The sequence below is a fragment of the Emticicia sp. CRIBPO genome (assembly GCF_009905725.1).
GTDB lineage: Bacteria > Bacteroidota > Bacteroidia > Cytophagales > Spirosomataceae > Leadbetterella.
The window spans coordinates 399,230-418,909 of record NZ_JAAAKV010000002.1; the positions used below are offsets into that span (position 1 = coordinate 399,230).

Sequence of the window (19,680 nt, forward strand, 5' to 3'; positions counted from 1 at the left end):
CCATTTTTACTACCTTGCCGCAAAATTGAACGGACATGAAAACAGAACAGGCTTTCGAACTTTTTGACCAGTATAACCGGCAGTCTCCGGAAAAGATCAGCTACCAGGGAACCGAATACCCTTCGGAATATTTTTATGCCTTCAGGCTGCATGAGTGGGTCAGAAAACTGGAACCTGAAGCCAGCGAAGCCCTGCTCCTGGCCTCCAGGGCTCAGCACATAGGCCGCTGGGAAATTGCCCGGAACAGCTATCCGGATGGCCGCGTAGGCTATCTGAAATGGCGGAGCGACCTCTCAAAATTTCATGCCGCCAAAGCTTCCGAAATCATGGCTTCTGTGGGGTATGACCAGGAAATGACTGATAGAGTCAGTGAGATTATTCAGAAGAAGAAACTCAAACATGACCACGAAGTGCAGACCATTGAAAATGCCCTGTGCCTGGTATTTCTTGAGTTTCAGTATGACGACCTGATCAGCAAACATTCTGAAGAAAAAATCATTGATATCCTGAGAAAAACCTGGGGTAAAATGAGTGAGCCCGGCCAGAAAGCAGCCTTCACCCTTACCTACAGCGAAAAGGGAACGGAGCTACTGAACAAGGCTCTGAACGGCTGATCATTCAGGTGTGGTGTTTTGCCTGTTGAGCCGGAATTGCTTCGGGCTTATTCCCGTTTTCTTTCTGAAAAACCGGATAAAATAAGAAACATCGTCATAACCCAGTTCGTAGGCGATCAGCGAAATAGAATCAGGGCCGTGTATCAACAGCCTTTTAGCCTCCAGCAATATCCGGTCATGAATCAGGTCTGAAGTGGTTCTCCCGGTGACTTCATGGCAGATCCTGCTCAGGTGCCGGGTGGTCATGCTAAGCATTTCTGCATAATCATTCGGTAATTTTTTATCCTTGTAATGCCCGTCAATGAGTTGGTATAATTTCCTGATCCGTACCTGGTTTTCATTTTCTTCCCTGACCACCTCATGTCTGTACTTTCTCGATAAACCGATGTATACCAGATTGATCAGGCTGATCATTCTGAAATCTTTCCGGGGATATTCCTGCCGGTATTCTTTATAAAGCTGAGTAAACCAGTTCTCAGTTTCACGCAATTCCTCCCCCAGTTGAACCAAAGGATAATTATGAGAGAGAAAGAAAAAAGGAAAATGGTCAATTTTCTGATCCTGAAAAAAGGAATTGTAATAGGCTTCCGTATGAAAAAAAATAAAGCCGTCTGTATCCGGTGAAAGCGACCAGGAATGGACCTGGCCCGGACTCAACAAAAAAACATCTCCAGGTGAAACAGGATAAGATTTAAAATCGATCTGGTGTATGCCATGCCCTTGAGTAAACAAAACAGTGATGTAAGTTTCGTGACTGTGCGGCACGTTAATGAACTTATGGCTGGCCAGGTGTATCTTCAGACTGTTGACATAAACAGCCGAATGCTGATGATGATCCGGCTGAAAAGACTTAAGATCAAACAAAGGTATTTTACTCATGTCCTGATTGTCCTGTTTTTTGACACAAATGTACTTAGAATTATTTATCCTATGACTTTAAATTTGTATCATTAAACAGATCAAATTATGGTAGTTTCAAATATAATCAACAACAAATGCCCTCATTGTAAATCAGGAAAGGTATTTCAACGTTCCAGCCTGCTCACTTTCCAAACCACCAAAATGCATCACAAATGTCCTGAATGCGGTTTTAACTTTGAAAGAGAATCGGGTTTTTACTGGGGAGCTATGTATGTCAGTTATGGCCTGGCGGTGATTGAATGTTTCCTTACTTATTTTGTTTGCCGTCTACTGGGTGTTCCTTCTTTTGATTTTACAATTTTATGGGCCATCATGGGAGTAATTGTCCTGTCGTTTCCGTTCAATTACCGCTTCTCCAGGCTGACCTGGCTTTATATTTTTGCGTAAAAAACGGACGTGTTTTATCAACCTTTGCCGGAGAAGAAAATGAAGTCTATATTTGCAGCCATATTCAAACTCAACTGCAAATTTAATGATGAAACACGTCCACACTATTCTTGTATTTCTGACCGTTTTTACCTTTCTTTCCTGCGAAAACAGGAAGAACAAAATACTCAGTGAAAAAGAACAGCAGCAATATGACTCACTGACGACCTTAGCGGTTTCCAACTATCAGTCTAAAAATTTCGCTCCCTCCTTTCAGTTCTACAAAGAAGCATTTGCCATTACCGACACCGCCAAATCAGACCTGTACGGGGCAGCTTGTTCGGCAGCTTTAGCCGGCAATAAAGCCGAAGCTTTTAAATACCTGGACCTTGCCCTTGAAAACGGCTGGCATAACATTACCCATCTTAAAATCGACAAAGACCTCAACGGTCTACACAATACCGAAAAATGGAAGGCCTACCTGGAAAAAATGACCCGGAAACTGGAAGTGGTAGAAGCTGGTTACAACAAACCTGTGCAGAAAGAATTGCTTCAGATTTATGAAGATGACCAGCTTACCAGGCGTGAATTTGTTGAAGCCGTCGACAAATATCAGGGCACCGGACAAGCTTACAAAATTGATTCCCTCGGTACGCTCATGGTAAGCATCGATGAAAAGAACATGAAAAAACTGGCCGGCATTCTGGACAAATACGGATGGCTGGGTCCGGAGCAGGTAGGTGAAATGGCCAATACGACTATCTTCCTGGTCATTCAGCATGCAGACCATGCCACCCAGATGAAATACCTGCCCAGGATGAGGGAAGCCGTCAAAAAAGGTTATGCCAAACCCGCACAACTGGCCATGCTGGAAGACCGGACGGCTCTGGGTGAAGGCAAAAAGCAAATATACGGCAGCCAGCTCTACACTGATGACAAAAACGAACAATACCTGGCCCCGATGATCGACCCTGACCACGCAGACCAGAGAAGAAAACAGGCCGGATTGGAACCCCTGTCCAAGTACCTCCTCAGGTTTGGCCTGACCTGGGACGTCAATCAATACAAAAAAGACCTGCCTAGGCTGGAGAAGCTGGCGAAAGAAGAGCAGGAATAAGTAACTTTACTTAGTCAGGGTAAACTCCAGGTAATCATAATTCATCTGTCCATGGGCAACTGTGTGAAGGGTCAATACATGCACTCCTTTTTTGAGTTTTACTGCGGCTAAAGACTGTGCCTTATTCCAATGGTGCCATTGCCTCCAGGCGATGGGTTCGTCAGGATGATTAGTGGAGACTACTTTAAGGTCAGATGTCGCTCTTTTACCATCAACATCCAGAGCGATCAACCCGTCGCCATTGCCTGTGTACATCAATGCAAGGTTATATGTTCCTGTCTGGTTCACTTTTACCGTGTAATTGATCCACTCGCCCGGCTCAGTCCAGCCGACATAGAGCTGGTCCATTTCAGGGCTTACTTTATTGTAAGGAGAAATATCTATGTCCTTAGCCTTGGTATAGGAAATATCCACAGCCTCTTTCATCCTGAACTCATTCAGAAAAGTACCATCAGCCGGATTAAGCTTCCCGCTTCCGCTATTGACGCTGTCAGCATCATGAAAGGCGATACCCTCCCCACCGAGATCATATAATTCACATTGCAGCCTGCCCGGTATCTCCTGGATTTTATTCATCCATGGCTTCCCTTCCCTGGAAGGTATAAATGCAAAAAGAATAAGCGACAACAGAATTGAGAGGCAAAATTTCATTTTTCAGGCTGTTAAGGTTGAAGAACAAAATAAGCGAAATTACATGAGTTTCTGAAACATTAACCCGCACTACCTTCTGGTCAACGAACAAAATACAGGTTTTGATAATTCACCCGGAGTTCCACTCAGGTTTTGACGAAAAAACCTTCGGATTTGAGAATGAAAGACTTTATTTATCCTCCAGACCTGGCAATTATAAATCTTAATCGTTAAGTGCCCCTTTTCCTATCCAGTTTTTGATGGCTGTAAGTTCACAATCGCTGAGTTTTCCGGCTTCCGGCATCGGGCTATAACCGGCAACATGATTAACTGCCCCCCAGAGTTTACCGTTATCAACCTGTACTTTAACCATGGCATAGGTATTCAGCAATATCCCTCCGGAAACACTCCCCGGCTGATGACAGCCAAGACAATTTACATCTATCATAGGTTTAATCACTTTAGCAAAAGTAGGATTGATACTGTTCACAGATATACCACATGCCGTATACTTTGCCCCCTGCTTTATCCAATTCAGTACCATCTCCGCCTGAAAAGTTGATACGGCAGCCATTGGGGCAGGCGGCATTCTGTATCTTCCTGTCTCAAGTAATACTTTATACAACTTACTACCCGCCGGATTGGATAAACTGATGCCTTTTCTGATAATGCTTTCATAGGTACTCAGATCGTACCCCTCTTCTCTGGACTTGGTATCATGACAACTGCTCATAGCACAATTGGTCTGAAAAAAAGGCAATATCTGTGTGTCAAAGCAAATGCTTCCAGCTGGTAAATTAACTACCCCCAATGAATCATCAGTGCATTTAAGAGCTACCTCCGCAATATCAGGAGATGGGCCAGCCGGATTCGGCTCATCATTTTTCTCGTATAAACACGAATACATGATCACAGTAGACAAAACAAACCCTGCAATCTGTTTCAGTAAAGATTTATTTTTGTACATAAATCATCTTATTTTTTACAGTTATCACTTCAGAAACTTTGGTTATAAGCAGTGAAGGCACTTCAATATTGAATTCTTTAAGCACAATATCCATGTTACTAAGAAGGACGATCTGCCCGTTGCTGATCGACACTTTACCTTTCAGAAGCATGTCCTTCGTTACGCCATGTAAACTGAGAGCCCCTCTGGCAGAAATATCATATGTCCCGTTCCTGCCCCAGTCAATTTCTTCCTGTATTTTACCTTTGAAAATACTTACGGGATATTTTTCTGACTCAACATAGTTTTCATTAAAATGTTCTTCCATCAGATGATTCTGAAATTTAAAATCTGTCAGATTCATTCTCACGGCGATCTCTCTTTTTGCGATGTCAATAATAGAAACCACATTCTTATTCTGTGCAGAGATATTTTCAATGACAGTCTCAGAGAAAAAACCCGTTTCTCCTTTTTTACAAATCCATTGATTCTGTTGAGAAAAGGCTGCTCCTGAACAAAGGCAGAAAATCAAAAACCAAAGTTTATTTTTCATATTTTTTCTTTTTATCAAAACTAAATGTCCGTGAAATATTGAACCCATAATGAACATCTCCTTTTCCCCACTGACCTTCAGTCTGGGTAATAAACTGCCGTTCAATCATTCCCGGAGAATTGGTAAAATGCAACTGAAACACATGCCCCCCTGTTTCAATATCAAAACCAAGTGATAGTGAATTATGATAAGCGGGATTGGGTTGCAATCCTTTTTCGAGACTAAACGGAAGCCTGTAAAAATACTCAGCATTGAAGGAGGTCCTTTTGCTTATTTTTATCCTTCCCCCAAGCCCTAAAGCAAAAATATCATTGGGGTCGGCCGAAGTTTCTACTTTGTTTCTGTGAATGAAGGTAGGACTCAGTTGCATTGAAAGTCTCTCTCCGAATTTTCTGGCGATGAGCAACTGCCCCACGTAAGTAAGCCTCTCCATGTTGTTGTAAAACTTAAACTGGGGACTCGTATTAAGTGAGATGGCATCAATAGCTCCAAATGCAGTAATGCTTACAGGAATACCTCCATTTGCGGAAGATTGTCTGACTATCTTATATTTTGCGAAATAATCAAAAGCTTTCTGACTTGTACTCCTACCAAACCCCAACATAAGTTTATCTGTCACTCCATATTCGAAACTCATCCGCATTGTGGCCTGATCTAAGCCGAAAAAATTATACGCTCCATCATTCAACATTCCAAAACGGTGAGCAATTCTGAAATCAAGGTGATTTCTGGCTATGGTCTCCACAGAATGCCCGTTAATAATACGGGTGGATTTAAACGTAGCGGCAGCGAAAGCTTTTTTTGGTTTGGCTACTTTATCCAGCTCGTCCAGTAAGTCCTGTCCTGAAGCAAGCAGATGAATGAGTACCAATACAATGGTACCGATAACATTTTTCATATCAAAACAATTAAGCTGTTATGGTAAGAGTATTTCCAGATAACGACGTATTATAAACGAACAAGCCTTTTTTCCCTTCAGAATTTAGTCCTTTGCCTGTAGTATCAAATCTTGCTCCGTGAGCTGTACAATACCATTCTCCGTTTTTAAAAGTAATCTGTTCCCTCCCTTCATGACTGCATATCAGCGTAGCTGCAATATAATTTACACCCACCCTTGCAATTACCACATTGTTGTTGATTACATAGCCGCCATCTTTGGCCAGATTGGCGTTTGAAGCAGCTGAAAGATCGAGGGAGAAGGTTCCGGATGGTGTAATATTACTTTCATTCTGGCAGCTGTCAAGGGTATACAAAGCCAGTAAAGAAGCCCCGGTGAATCCTAATTGCTTCAAAAAATCATTGCGGTTAATCTTTTCTTCTAAATTCATATCATTAAAGTATTTTAAATATTTACATTTACATACGCCCCGGATTCCCCTTTGCTTCCAGCCGGACATTTTTTTTATTTAATTCATATTCAAACTAAATAAAGGAAGCAAACCCGGCACTGGTTGCGTAAGTGTTTTAAGAAACCCACTGTATCCAGTAATTAAGAATTGATTTTTAAAAGACGAAACAAGGATTCTGACCTGTCAGGAATCATTGAAGGTTGTGTACGAAAAAAGCCTCTGGCAGAGAGAGAGCTTTTTGACCGCTATGCCAACTTTGGCAAGAATATTTGCATGAGATATGCTTCAAGCGACAGCGAAGCAGAGGAGATGCTATGTGACGGATTTTTGAAAATCTTTACGAATATCCAGAAATACGACCTTTCTCAACCTTTTGAAGCATGGTTCAGGACAATAATGGTGCATTCAGCCATAGATTACTTCCGTAAAAACCATTCCAGGATAGAATTTACCCATCTTGAAAATGCAAGAGACATCGAAAACAGCGAAGAGCATCTTAAATTGTTATCCACGGAAGAGATCATGGATTTTGTACAAAGACTTTCTCCCGTTTACAGAATGGTCTTTTCGCTCTCTGTAGTAGAGGGATATTCCCATCAGGAAATCTCTCAGTTACTGGGTACCACCGAGAGTGCTGTCAGGGCAAATCTGGCAAAAGCACGGGCAAACTTACAGAACTGGATCACTGAATATATATCAAAACAATCAAAAATATAATCTATGTCCAACGATCTATTTGATAAAAAAATAAAAGAGGAACTTGAATCAGCCAGAAGGCAGGTAAGTTCCGGACTGTGGCAAAAAATACAAAAACAAAGGCCTCTTCCATGGTATTTCGATTTCGGGAGAAGGTTTGGGTTTCCTTTATATTCCTTCATTACTACGCTGGCACTACTTTGGGGCATAAAAAAGTATAACGATATTGAGCAACAATTTAAACTATTGAATGATAAAATCTCTGAATTCCGTACGATAGAGCCACAGTCAACAGAACAGACCATAATTCATAAAGACACCATCTACATTGAAAAAACCGTCTTCGTAATAAATAAACAGTCATCTGTTCCTGACCTGGCAACTGAAGCTCATTCGGAAACAGGCAAAAATGAAGTGCAGGAATATTTCAGTTCTACACCAAAAATAACAACCGGTGAAACCACCACCCGGGAAGAATCTACTGATGAAACGAAAAACAGAGACAAAAAAGCCGGTGATCAGGAAAATGCAGTTGTAGCTTTGAAAGAAGAGAGCTTAAAGGACAGCACTCATCTGATCATCCCGAAAAAAACATTATCTGAAACACCTCCTGAAAAGAAGTTTCCATGGCCAAAGCTTAACTCCCGGGTAGGCATAGCCGGTGGTGCAGGTTTCGACCGAAGTAACAACCTGGGTGCCGTATTTGAATTATTTTTCAGAAAAGACCTGAGTGTGTCTTCCGGAATTCTCATTAACAATTATCCGGAAAATGAATATGGCTCTGCCAGACATTTTAATGCCAGTACCGGAAAGAACTTCGAGCAGATTTATAAGCCTCATTTGCCTGAAAAATATGACCGGCTGGCTGAAATACAACTAAAAACTACTATTGTAGAATTACCAATAAATCTGAATTACTACCTGCCTTTAACGCGAAAACTTGACCTAAAATTTTCATTTGGAAGCCATATTGATTTAAGGACTTTCCAGAGTGTCAGGTTCGAGACCTACCAGGAAGATGAGGAAACTTATACCCGGTTTAATAATCCTGTCGGAAGAAACTATTGGCACAATCTGAATTTTTCAGCCGGCTTACAATACAAGCCGGGAAAGTTCGCTTTCCAACTTTCACCAGGATACTGGTATAGCTTCAGAGAAGTTGACTACCTGCCTTCAGGCAGCTCATTCAGGATTAACGGTTCTGTTCTGATCGATTTGAGGAAATGACCAGAAAAGACTTATATCTTTGGCCATTTCCTATCTTGATTAAGGCCTGACCCACGATGTAAAGCTCATCTGTGAAAAAACAATCCAGGGCTTTTGCTCTGTATTTTTACAAAAAATACAGAAATTGAATGACAATTCAGATGAAATAAATATCAACCTTATGAAAATTATACTCGTATTGGCCATTTCTATTGCCTCCTCTGCCTTCATCACCAAAAGCGATACCCTTCCGAAGCAACCCAACATTCTCTGGATTACCTGCGAGGACATGTCGCCGCACCTGGGCAGCTACGGTGAGAAAATCGCCAAAACACCCAACCTCGATCAACTGGCCAAAGAAGGCGTCAGGTATTGCAATGTGTATTCGACCGCCGGTGTTTGCTCGCCCAGCCGTGCCGCCCTCATTACCGGCATGTACCAGACCTCTATCGGGGCACAGCACATGAGGACCCTGCAGACTCCGGCCACACAGAAATATTCCCCGGTACAATCTTACTCGGCTGTGGTTCCTGAGCAGGTAAAATGCTTCCCGGAATATCTGAGGAAAGCGGGTTATTATTGTACCAACAATGAAAAACAGGATTACCAGTTCATTGCTCCCGTTACCGCCTGGGACGAAAACAGCAGCAAAGCCGACTGGCGTGGGAGAAAAGACAAAAACCAGCCGTTTTTCTCTGTGATTAACCTCATGGTCACACACGAGTCGCAGGTATTCATGCGGGACAATGTGCCGCTGGAAGTCGATCCGAAAGAGGTCGTCGTTCCTCCTTACCTGCCGGACAATGACATCATCCGGAAAGATATCGCCAGGTTCCTGACCAATGTGCAGACCATGGACAGACCGGTCGGAGAAATCATTCAGAAACTCAAAGACGACGGTCTTTATGACAACACCATCATTTTCTTTTACAGCGATCACGGTGACGGCCTGCCGATGTCAAAAAGAGAACTTTATGACCGCGGACTGAAAGTCCCGATGATTGTCCGTTATCCGCATGCTGTCAAAGGCGGGACCGTCGACAAGCAACTGATCAGCTTTGTGGACCTCGCCCCTACCGTTTTGTCGTTAAGCCATATCCCTGTACCTGCTCATCTGCAGGGTCAGGCCTTCCTCGGCGATCAGAGGGCCAAAACCCCGAGAAAATACATCTATGCGGCCAGGGACAGGATGGATACTGAGCTGGACAGGGTCAGGGCGGTGAGCGACGGGCGTTTCAAATACCTCAAAAACTATATGCCTGAAAAGCCATATTACCAGGACATAGAATTCAGACTCGGGCAAAAAGGCATGAAAGAAATCCTGAGACTGAAAGACGCCGGGCAACTGAATGAAACCCAGATGCTGTGGTTCAGAACTTCAAAACCTTCGGAAGAGCTTTTTGACACCGAAAATGATCCGTATGAATTGAAAAATCTGGCCGGGAACCCTCAATACCAGGCTAAACTCAAAGAATTAAGAGCGAAACACGAGGAATGGGTAAAGCAATATGGTGACAAAGGGGCCATTCCTGAAAGAGAAATGCTTAGCCGGTGGTGGAACGGGCAGAAAGAGGCCGCGGCCACTCAAAAACCGCAGATCATTACAAAATCCGGCAAAACCGAACTTGTCAGTACCACCAAAGGGGCTTCTATCGGGTACAAAAAGCATGAAAATGACAAGTCCTGGAGTGTTTACAGCCAGCCGGTTACCCTCACCAAAGGAGACTCATTGTATGTGGTAGCCCACAGGATCGGTTATGCTCCAAGTGAAACGGTAAAACTGAAAGTAAATTAATTTTTGGAACGACCGGAAATTTCCGGCAGAGATTTATAATTTTGTTAGCATAATTCAGATCGGAATTAAAAACAGGAACCGGAGGTGTTCATCCGGTTCTCAACCTTAAATTATCAGACTCATGCTAAAAAAACTATGCTTCTTTCTGGCATTTCTCTCCATCAACGCCCTGGCACAAACCGCTCCTAAAAAGCCTAAAAATATTATTTTTATCCTGGCCGATGACCACCGATATGACGCCATGGGCTTCATGAACAAAGTGCCGTGGCTGAAAACCCCCAACATGGATAAAATGGCCAGACAGGGGGTACATGTCAAAAACGCGTTTGTCTCAACTGCCCTTTGTTCACCCAGCCGGGCTTCCATCCTGACAGGACAGTACCCGCACACCCATACCATCGTCGACAACTTTGCCCCGCTGCCAAAAGGGCTGAAGTTTTTTCCTGAATACCTGCAGAAAGCCGGCTACAAAACAGCTTTTATGGGTAAATGGCACATGGGTGACACCGATGATGCTCCGCAGCCGGGTTTTGACTACTGGCTGAGTTTCAAGGGACAGGGCATTTACACCAACCCTACGTTCAACATCAACGGCAAGCAGGTAGCTCATAAGGACAGCAGTTATATTTCTGACCTGCTGACCAACTATGCTTTAGACTGGATGGGAAGTCTCGACAAATCGAAACCTTTCTGTCTGTACCTTTCGCATAAAGGCGTTCATGCCGAATTCCAGCCTGCGAAACGTCACAAAGGCATGTACAAAGACAAGGAAATTCCTTACCCGAGATCTATGTACCTGACCAAATCCGACACCAGTAAAATCTGGGGTAAAATACCGGAACTGCCTGCTGACTACAAATACAACATGAAAGACATGCCTCAATGGGTCAAAAATCAGCGTTATTCATGGCATGGCGTTGACTTCCTATATCATGGCTATACTGATTTCAACTCTTTTTACAGGAATTATCTTGAAACACTCGCAGGTGTCGACGACAGCATCGGTAACGTAATGGACTGGCTCAAAAAGAACAACCTGGAAGAAAATACCATCGTGATTTACATGGGAGATAACGGTTTCTCAATGGGAGAACGCGGATTGATCGACAAAAGACATGCTTACGAAGAATCCATGCGGGTACCTATGCTGGTGCATGCTCCCGGTATTGCTCCGAAAGGCTTAGTGATTGAAGAAGTGATCCAGAACATTGATATCGCTCCTACTTTATTGGAATACGCCGGGGTGGCCAAACCTGCTCAGATGCAGGGGAAATCTTTCCTGCCGCTGATCAAAGGCCAGAAGATTCCATGGACCAACCGGATGTTCTATGAATATTTCTGGGAGTTTGATTTCCCGCAAACCCCGACCATGTTTGCGGTCAGAACCGATAGATACAAATACATTTTTAACCACGGGATATGGGATGCCAACGAACTGTATGATCTTGACAGCGATCCTGACGAGGTCAATAACCTGATCAGAAGTAAGGAGCACCAGGAAATTGCCAAAGGCCTCAGAGGCGAACTCATGGACTGGCTCGAAAAAACAGGCGGATTACAGATTCCATTAAAGAAAATCAATCAGAAACGAAACGATCATGTGTTCTGGGGTAACTATTAACATGAAGCATTTATCCGGATTTTTATCTGTCATTTTCTCTGTTTTTCTGCTGGCGGCCTGTCAAAACAAACCCGTAGAGAAAGACGGCATGGTGCTGATAAACGGGCATGACGACATTAAAAGCTACTGGCTGGATGTTTCGCCGGTCACGGTGGCTCAGTTTGACAAATTTGTCAAAGCCACAGGATACCAGACTGAGGCAGAGAAATTTGGCGACGGGGGTGTGTTTGATTTTAACCTCGGCGTATGGAAACTTCAGAAAGGAGTTACCTGGCAATATCCTTTCGGACAAGACTCCGGAGCAGCCAAACCTGACCATCCGGTCACTATGGTGTCATGGAACGATGCCGTAGCCTATTGCAAATGGGCCGGTAAACGCCTGCCTACGAGTGAGGAATTTATTCTGGCAGAAAAAAACGGGCACCCTGATTATGACAAAACCTATACCTGGGGACAGGATTTTAAAGAAAACGGCGTTTATAAAGCCAACTTCTGGCAGGGTAGTTTCCCCGGCAAAAATACAGTAGATGACGGCTACCTGACCACCTCTCCGGTAGGCCATTTCGGCAAAAACGAACTTGGCATATCTGACCTGGGCGGCAATGTCTGGCAATGGTGTCAGGACGACTCCGACGAAAGGCAAGGAGAAAAAGTGCAACGGGGCGGCTCCTACCTCTGCGACCCGTCCGTTTGTCATGGATTTAAAGTCGGTGGCATTGCTTCCTCTTCACCGGAAACCAGCCTGGTTCATGTCGGCTTCCGGGCGGCGAGGGATGAGTGATAACGCTTAACATTCTCTTTTTATCCTTATAAAAAACCTTCAAGGGATTGCCACGAGGGTACAAAGACACGGATTCCCATCGTAACTAAAAAATATAGAGATACAGAATATGTCGCCCCTACAGGGCTTGCCTTTGTTGATACCTCTTTGACTCCACCGATATTTTGCCCCAACGGGGCTTTTTTTATGATCAGGCTTCAAAATTCAATTCTTCGTCAGCCTTCTTCATGATTTCAACGCCACACGAACCCCCACACCCTATCATCATATCAAAATAGTATCGTAATTCTTCTCCTCATCGGTGGATTATCAACTTCTTCTGATCCAATTTTGCATATAATTTATTTTTAATTTCAATTTTCGAATATACACAAATACTTTATTTGCAGATCGTGACAGAAAGCCATTCTGCTGAACAACTCCGGATATGCAAAATACCTACAGAAATATAGCCACCCTGCCATCCGTTGACATCCTCGTCATTGGGGCCGGGTCTTCCGGCTGTATGGCCGCCCTTTCTGCTGCTGAATCCTCCGGTTATTTAGTCATGCTGGTCGAACGCTATGGATTTCCGGGAGGTTCGTCCACACAGATGCTCGACACCTTTTATGGCTTCTTCACTCCCGGCGACTCCCCCAGGAAAATTGTCGGTGGCTTACCCGACCTTGTCGTCAACGAACTGGATGGCCTGGGAGAGATATTCCTCAGACCCAATACCTACGGTGCGGGAGCAGGGGTCAATTATAACCCGGAAAGACTAAAGAACGTATGGGATAGCCTCATCCTCAGGTCAGGTATCCGTTATCTTTTACATACTACCTTAATTGACGTGAATCCTCTGACAGATGGCAGATATGAATGCATCTTCTGGAACAAATCAGGATTAAGCCAGGTAACCGCCTCAAGGGTCATCGACGCCTCAGGTGATGCGGACTTTTGTCACCTGGCCGGTTTTGCCTATGAAACCGCCGGAGAAAAAGAACCTGCCCAGAGCATGACCACCACTTTCAGGATGGCCAACGTCGACCTGGAAGCTTACGAAAAAGCAGGGGGTAAAAAGATATTAAAAGAACTCATGCAGGCTACTGCCGAACCCCTGCCCAGAAAAGAAGGCTCAGCCCATGCCATGAATGTCAAAAGCTGTATTTCGACGGTGGCCGTCAAAGTGGCCGGATTGAATGCCCTGAATGTGGAAGACCTCACCAAAGCCGAAACGGAGGGCCGCAAACAGGCCTTTGTCTTTGAAAAGTTCTTTCAAAAGGAGGTGCCGGGGTATGCCGACGCCAAAATCATTGGCTTGTCCAACCAGATCGGTGTGCGTGAAACCCGCAGGGTTTATGGTGAACACCGCCTCACCAAATCTGAATGCATGGCCGCTTCTATCCCGGACAGTTCCATATTCTTGTGTGGTGCCCCGATCGAAGACCACCGGGAAGGCAAAAACGGGGAGAGCGAGACCCACTGGGAATACATTCCGGGCAGCGGGGTCTATGGTGTGCCTTACGGAACGATCGTCCCCGAAAAGAGTCAGACGGTCTGGATGGTGGGCAGGTGCTTTTCTGCTACCCATGATGCCCATGCCTCCTGCCGCTCAATGGCACAGACCATGGCCATGGGACAGGCCGCGGGCCTGGCTGCCGTTCAGTCTCTCAGCAGGGAAGAGGCGGCTTCAGTCATAGATATCAAAGTACTCAGAAACTCATTATATAAAGCCTCCGCTGTCCTCGAGATGCCCGGTAACCCGGCAAAAACAGGGGCGGAAGAATGGAAACATAATTTTATGTAATATGTCATTTATCAGAACGATATTGGGGGATATTTCCTCAGAAGGCATAGGCATTACCTATTCACACGAGCATATCGTGATTGAAGAGGGTTTCGTCACGCGTCAGCATCCGGAATTCCTCCTCAATGATGTGGCCAAAATCACCGAAGAACTGAGAAGCCTGAAAGTTTTGGGGTGCAGCACGGTCGTCGACACCATGCCGGCCAACGCCGGGAGGAACATATTGAAGTCTGCTGAAATATCCCGCGAAACGGGCATCAACATGGTGGTGCCAACGGGCATTCATCTTGAAAAGTATTACCCGGACGATCACTGGAGGTATCACTATTCTGAAGACCAGCTCACGAGGCTGTTTATTGAAGATATTGAGACAGGTATTGACACGCATGATTACACAAGGGAAGGCGTTGAACGTGGTCCGTATAAATCAGGGCTGATCAAACTCGCTACCGGCGATGAACGCATTACCCCGCACCAGGAGAAAATATTCAGGGCCGTTGTCAATGCACATCTTCAGACAGGGGCTCCGATACTGACCCACAGCAATTACGGCAAACACGCCCTGGCCCAGGCAGAAATGTTCAGTAAGCTGGGGGCTGACCTCAATCATGTGGTCATTTCACACTTAGACAGAAACGAAGACCTGGCTTATCATCTTGACCTGATGCAAACCGGTGTAAGTGTGGAATATGACAGTGCTTTCCGTTGGAAAACCGGCGAAGAAAATCGTACATTTACCTGTCTTGAAAAATTACTGCCGCAGTTTCCGGATCAGATCGTAGTAGGCATGGATGCAGCTAAAAATACGTACTGGAAATCTTACGGAGGAAAGCCCGGACTGGACTACCTTCTGACAGATTTTACGGCAGAACTTTATAAAAGAGACCTGGGGCAGTATTTCGAGTACCTTTTTGTTTATAATCCTTCAAGAATTTTCAGTTTTACACAAACCTATACATTAAACAAACCTTAAATATTATGGCAAAAATATGTATCCTCGGTGGCGGTTTTATCGGTCGGTTTTATGCCGATGCCTTGTATGGCCGGAGAGGAAAAGACGTGGTGACCACCATGTATGCTAGAAGAGAAGAGACTGCAGCCCGCTTTGCAAAAGACTTTTCACTTACCCATTATTTTACTGACATGGAAGAAGCCATCGCTCACCCGGAATCTGAGGTGATCGTCATTTCCCTTCCCAATCACATTCACGAAGAAGCCGTCAACCTGTGTGTCAAACATAAAAAGGCCGTGCTTTGTACCAAGCCACTTGGCAGAACTGCCGAAGAAGCTCTTCGCATGACCAAAGCCTGTGAGGAAGCCGGTATTTTTGCCGGATACCTGGAAGACCTTTGTTACACACCCAAATTCCTGAAATCACTGACCAGTGTCAAAGCCGGGGCCATCGGAAGGGTACTCTGGGCCAAGTCACGAGAAACACACCCTGGCCCGCACTCCGACTGGTTCTGGGACATCAACATGGCCGGAGGCGGTGCCATCCTGGATTTGGGATGTCACTGTATCGAAATCTCGCGGAATTTTATAGGCAAGGATGTCAAACCTGTCGAGGTAATGTGCTGGGCAGACACCCAGGTAAAACCGATCGATGCAGAAGATCATGCCATAGGACTGGTTAAATATGAAAACGGGGCCATCGGCCAGTTTGAAGTTTCATGGACTTTCAGAGGCGGCATGGATCTGAGAGACGAAGTCATGGGATCAGAAGGTACGATATGGATCAACTCTTTCCTCAGAACAGGCTTCGAGATGTTTACCAGCGGTGCAGGCGACGGAGGCTATGTAGCCGAAAAAGCAGAGTCCAGCAGTGGATGGCAGTTTCCGGTGGGTGATGAAACCCACGAGCTCGGCTACACCCACATGTTTATCGACATGTTTGATGCCTACGAAAAAGGTATCCAGCCAAAGGAAACTTTTTATGACGGTTATGTGGTCAATGCGATCATCGATGCGGCTTATAAATCTGCAAAGACCAAACTCTGGGAACCGGTGCAGCTGCCTGAATGGAGAGGGCAAACCGGCCTGACCAAGCCTTCTGTTTATCAGGAATATGACGCGGGACACTGGTTTATCAAAGATGAAATATTGCCCAACGGCGATAAGAAAGTGATCCTTAAGGAAAAAGATACAGGCAAGATCATAGAACTGGAAACCTGGAAATAAACAAGGTACCCGGAGCAAGATAACAGAGCTTTGGATGAGTCCTTCAGTGGATACCATCCAAAGCTTTTATTTTTTACCGCTCGCCACTATATTTCGCAAAACCTATATTTTATTATTGTTTTACTACATATTTCTGCCCGACTTTTCACTCCGCCAATCTCCCCTGTTCACTCCGCTTATCTGCCCGTTCGTCCTGAAAGGCCCCAGGTTTTATACAGAATGAAGAAGATTCAAAGTTTTAATTGAAACGAATATTTTCACATTTTAAACACGCAAACATGAATACCTTCTTTAAACCAGCACGTCTTCTGACCTATTTTATGGTGGCTTCTTACGCCGTAGCCATGACCTCCTGTGACGACAACAGTACTCCTCCGGATCCGGAAACCGGCACCATCAAAGAAGTAGTCACTGAAACACCCCAGCTGTCAAAACTGGTCACAGCCCTCGCCAAGGCTGAGCTGGCGGATACGCTGGACAGCAACGGACCTTTTACGGTGTTTGCTCCGAACAACGATGCCTTTACCAAAGCCGGGCTTAACAACCTGGACTCTCTAAGCTCTGCCCAGCTGAAACCGATCCTGAATTCTCATGTGGTGAACGGTGAAATAAAATCGTCGGATATCCAGAGCGGGGCCAAAGAGACTGCAGGCGGCAATCACATCTATTTCTCGAAAAACTCTACAGGTCTTTATATCAACGGAACTATCAAAGTGATTTCTTCAGACCTGGATGCTTCTAACGGGGTTATTCATACCATTGACAATGTGATCACTCCTCCGACCAGTTCGCTGGTACAGCTGATCGGTGGTGACAGCGACTATTCGGAGCTGGTGGCCCTGGCAGCCAAAGCCGACACTTCGGTGGCCAATGCCCTGGCAGCCGCTGCTCAGAATGGCATGACCGTATTTGCTCCTTCCAATGCCGCATTTACAGCCCTGTATACTACCACACCTAAAGATTCGCTGTTAGCTCCCGGCAACAAGGCCATGCTGACCAATATCCTGCTCTATCATGTGCTGCCGGGAAGGGTGTTTACGACCGACCTGCCCAATGTAACAGGAGAAGTAGCAACAGCCAATCCTGCGGCTAAAGTCACCTTCGATTTGTCAGGAGGAACTAAAATTGTAGGCAAAACCAGTGGTGCATCTAATGTCACTACAACCAATATTCTGGGTACCAACGGCGTTATCCATAAGATCGACAAAGTTTTGATTCCTTAAAAGGAACCCAAAACCGGCCACATGCTGGTCCGCATCTGAAACCGCTATGCTCTATGTTTGGTATCCAATACAGATTCACATGTATGATTCTTCTGGCAGGGTATTCCTTTCTGAATGCCCTGCTGCTGGAATCTTTCGAATATTATCCCATCACTACCCATAAGCTGATTATTTTTCTGCTCTTCATTGTCCTGACCATTTGTATCTGGGAAGGAAACAGGATTTTAGATTTATATATTGCTCAACGGAACTTCCGCCAATTCTGGAAAAGTGTGATTTTCCAGTTTGGCGGAAGTTTGTTTATTACCTTCGTTCTCTCGCTGGTTTTAGGGAGTTTTACCGCTTTCCTTACCTTGTCCGGCCCCTGGCAGCACTGGATATTGCCTTTGAAACTGCTGCTGATGTTCAGTCTGAGAACCAACCTGTTTCTCAACACCATCCACCTCATTTTTGTGTATCATCAGAAACTCAAAAAGAGCCGTGAAGAACTGGAAATCTACAAAAGGATCAGCAGCCAGGCCCAGTTGCAGTCTTTAAAAAACCAGGTTAACCCCCATTTCCTTTTCAACAACCTGAGTGTGCTCAGTGCCCTGATCCCCACCGACGCCAATGCTTCTGTCGAGTTTGTCAGGCAGTTTTCCAGGGTTTACCGCTACGTACTTAAAAGTCATGAAATGGAGCTGATTGAACTCAGCGAGGAACTGGGTTTTATTGAAGCCTACTTATACCTCCTCAAAACCCGTTTTGAATCCGGCATCAGTATTAAGGTCAATGTACCACCCTCCTGCCTGTCCAGTTATATCGTCCCTATTTCCATCCAGATGCTGGTGGAGAATACGGTCAAACACAACATCGTTTCCAGGAACAAACCGCTGAAAATTGAAATCACCAGCTCCGACGGCAAGAGTGTCACGGTCAGGAACAACTATCAGCCTAAGATGGTAGAAGAAGAGGAATCGACCAAAACAGGACTCAGAAGCATTGCCAGGCGTTATGAATTCCTGGGCTATCACAGCATCAAAGTACATCAGACAGAAGAACATTTCAGCGTAACCATACCTTTGATAGGATTTAAACCCACAGACATGGCCATGACGGCCTAAACCTCTGAACTATATGAAAGTACTCATTTTAGAAGACGAAGCCCTTTCGGCCAAAAGAGCGTCACAACTGCTCACAGAACTTGACCCGGATATTGAAGTAATCGACATCCTGGAATCTATCGAAGAAGCCACCCAGTGGTTTCACCAACACGCAGAACCGGACCTTATTTTACTGGACATACAGCTTTCGGACGGACTATGCTTCAATTTGTTTGACAAGGTGTCTGTCAGCAGCCCGGTCATTTTCACCACGGCCTATGACCAGTATGCCCTCCAGGCTTTCAAAATCAACAGCATCGACTATCTTCTGAAACCCCTTGACAGCACTGAGCTCGGCAAAGCCCTGGGCAAATACCAGATGCTGAACCAGGACCGCCGGGATATTTCACCACTTGACATTAAACAGATCAGGGAATCCATGGAAACCCTCAGTAAAAAATATAAAAACAGGTTCCTCGTTAAATTCGGGGATACGATTCAATATAAGAACATCGACGAAGTAGCCTACTTTTATGCCGACGACAAAGTCATTTACCTGGTTACCAATGAAGGGAGAAAATTCCTGGTCGATTATAACCTCGAACACCTGGAAGAACTCCTTGACCCCCACTTTTTCTTCAGGGTCAACCGCAAGCTCATCATCAGGATAGAAGCGGTCCAGAAAGTAAAGACCCTGGTCAACAGCCGCCTGCAGGTATTCATTGAACCGCCCTTTGAACAGGACATCTACGTAAGCCGCGAAAAAAGCCCTGAGTTTAAGGTGTGGCTGGATAATTGATGTTGGCTGGAGAAAGC

General features: G+C 45.0%; 20 protein-coding genes. 14 read left to right on the forward strand and 6 right to left on the reverse strand.

The window, feature by feature from the left end:
- The first annotated feature begins 35 nt into the window (after positions 1-35).
- Complete coding sequence (locus tag GVN16_RS05670; protein ID WP_166562877.1) at positions 36-614, forward strand: DUF4202 domain-containing protein; 579 nt, start codon at positions 36-38, stop codon at positions 612-614.
- Here GVN16_RS05670 and GVN16_RS05675 read toward each other — a convergent pair whose 3' ends face one another.
- Positions 615-1,493: an AraC family transcriptional regulator gene (locus GVN16_RS05675; protein WP_166562878.1), complete on the reverse strand. Its 879-nt coding sequence runs from the start codon at positions 1,491-1,493 to the stop codon at positions 615-617. It abuts the gene before it with no gap.
- Positions 1,494-1,580: 87 nt separating this feature from the next.
- Here GVN16_RS05675 and GVN16_RS05680 point away from each other — a divergent pair, with 87 nt between their 5' ends.
- Positions 1,581-1,922 carry a DUF983 domain-containing protein gene (locus GVN16_RS05680; RefSeq protein WP_166562879.1) on the forward strand — a complete coding sequence of 114 codons (342 nt, stop codon included), beginning with the start codon at positions 1,581-1,583 and terminating at the stop codon, positions 1,920-1,922.
- Positions 1,923-2,007: 85 nt separating this feature from the next.
- Positions 2,008-3,018, forward strand: a complete 1,011-nt coding sequence (locus GVN16_RS05685; RefSeq protein WP_166562880.1) for a DUF6624 domain-containing protein — start codon at positions 2,008-2,010, stop codon at positions 3,016-3,018.
- 6 nt (positions 3,019-3,024) lie between these two features.
- Here GVN16_RS05685 and GVN16_RS05690 read toward each other — a convergent pair whose 3' ends face one another.
- From GVN16_RS05690 to GVN16_RS05710, 5 genes are all read right to left on the reverse strand, one after another.
- The gene (locus GVN16_RS05690) at positions 3,025-3,669 is read right to left on the reverse strand and encodes a carbohydrate-binding protein (protein ID WP_166562881.1); all 645 of its coding nucleotides are present in this window, start codon (positions 3,667-3,669) and stop codon (positions 3,025-3,027) included.
- A 202-nt stretch (positions 3,670-3,871) separates the two neighbouring features.
- Positions 3,872-4,615, reverse strand: a complete 744-nt coding sequence (locus GVN16_RS05695; RefSeq protein ID WP_166562882.1) for a hypothetical protein — start codon at positions 4,613-4,615, stop codon at positions 3,872-3,874.
- Positions 4,602-5,147, reverse strand: a complete 546-nt coding sequence (locus GVN16_RS05700) for a YceI family protein (RefSeq protein WP_166562883.1) — start codon at positions 5,145-5,147, stop codon at positions 4,602-4,604. Before GVN16_RS05700 ends, GVN16_RS05695 begins: the two co-directional genes overlap by 14 nt.
- Positions 5,137-6,045 (reverse strand): DUF5777 family beta-barrel protein, encoded by a 909-nt coding sequence (locus GVN16_RS05705; RefSeq protein ID WP_166562884.1) that lies wholly within the window; start codon positions 6,043-6,045, stop codon positions 5,137-5,139. Before GVN16_RS05705 ends, GVN16_RS05700 begins: the two co-directional genes overlap by 11 nt.
- A 10-nt stretch (positions 6,046-6,055) precedes the next feature.
- Complete coding sequence (locus GVN16_RS05710) at positions 6,056-6,475, reverse strand: Rieske 2Fe-2S domain-containing protein (RefSeq protein ID WP_166562885.1); 420 nt, start codon at positions 6,473-6,475, stop codon at positions 6,056-6,058.
- 168 nt (positions 6,476-6,643) lie between these two features.
- Here GVN16_RS05710 and GVN16_RS05715 point away from each other — a divergent pair, with 168 nt between their 5' ends.
- From GVN16_RS05715 to GVN16_RS05765, 11 genes are all read left to right on the forward strand, one after another.
- The gene (locus tag GVN16_RS05715) at positions 6,644-7,213 is read left to right on the forward strand and encodes an RNA polymerase sigma factor (protein WP_166562886.1); all 570 of its coding nucleotides are present in this window, start codon (positions 6,644-6,646) and stop codon (positions 7,211-7,213) included.
- Between the two features lie 3 nt (positions 7,214-7,216).
- Positions 7,217-8,419, forward strand: a complete 1,203-nt coding sequence (locus GVN16_RS05720; RefSeq protein WP_166562887.1) for a hypothetical protein — start codon at positions 7,217-7,219, stop codon at positions 8,417-8,419.
- 160 nt (positions 8,420-8,579) lie between these two features.
- Complete coding sequence (locus tag GVN16_RS05725; protein WP_166562888.1) at positions 8,580-10,193, forward strand: sulfatase; 1,614 nt, start codon at positions 8,580-8,582, stop codon at positions 10,191-10,193.
- A gap of 121 nt (positions 10,194-10,314) precedes the next feature.
- Positions 10,315-11,814 (forward strand): sulfatase, encoded by a 1,500-nt coding sequence (locus GVN16_RS05730; RefSeq protein ID WP_166562889.1) that lies wholly within the window; start codon positions 10,315-10,317, stop codon positions 11,812-11,814.
- Position 11,815: 1 nt separating this feature from the next.
- Positions 11,816-12,595, forward strand: a complete 780-nt coding sequence (locus tag GVN16_RS05735) for an SUMF1/EgtB/PvdO family nonheme iron enzyme (RefSeq protein ID WP_166562890.1) — start codon at positions 11,816-11,818, stop codon at positions 12,593-12,595.
- Positions 12,596-13,022: 427 nt separating this feature from the next.
- Complete coding sequence (locus tag GVN16_RS05740; protein WP_166562891.1) at positions 13,023-14,381, forward strand: FAD-dependent oxidoreductase; 1,359 nt, start codon at positions 13,023-13,025, stop codon at positions 14,379-14,381.
- A gap of 1 nt (position 14,382) precedes the next feature.
- Positions 14,383-15,354 (forward strand): phosphotriesterase, encoded by a 972-nt coding sequence (locus GVN16_RS05745; protein ID WP_166562892.1) that lies wholly within the window; start codon positions 14,383-14,385, stop codon positions 15,352-15,354.
- Positions 15,355-15,359: 5 nt separating this feature from the next.
- Entirely contained in the window at positions 15,360-16,559 is a 1,200-nt protein-coding gene (locus GVN16_RS05750) for a Gfo/Idh/MocA family protein (RefSeq protein WP_166562893.1), read from the forward strand.
- 278 nt (positions 16,560-16,837) lie between these two features.
- On the forward strand, positions 16,838-17,782 hold the full coding sequence (locus tag GVN16_RS05755) for a fasciclin domain-containing protein (RefSeq protein ID WP_166562894.1): 945 nt from the start codon (positions 16,838-16,840) through the stop codon (positions 17,780-17,782).
- Positions 17,783-17,835: 53 nt separating this feature from the next.
- Positions 17,836-18,885, forward strand: a complete 1,050-nt coding sequence (locus GVN16_RS05760; protein WP_166562895.1) for a sensor histidine kinase — start codon at positions 17,836-17,838, stop codon at positions 18,883-18,885.
- A gap of 13 nt (positions 18,886-18,898) precedes the next feature.
- Positions 18,899-19,663, forward strand: coding sequence for a LytTR family DNA-binding domain-containing protein (locus GVN16_RS05765; RefSeq protein WP_166562896.1), 765 nt, complete (start codon positions 18,899-18,901; stop codon positions 19,661-19,663).
- Positions 19,664-19,680: the final 17 nt, after the last annotated feature.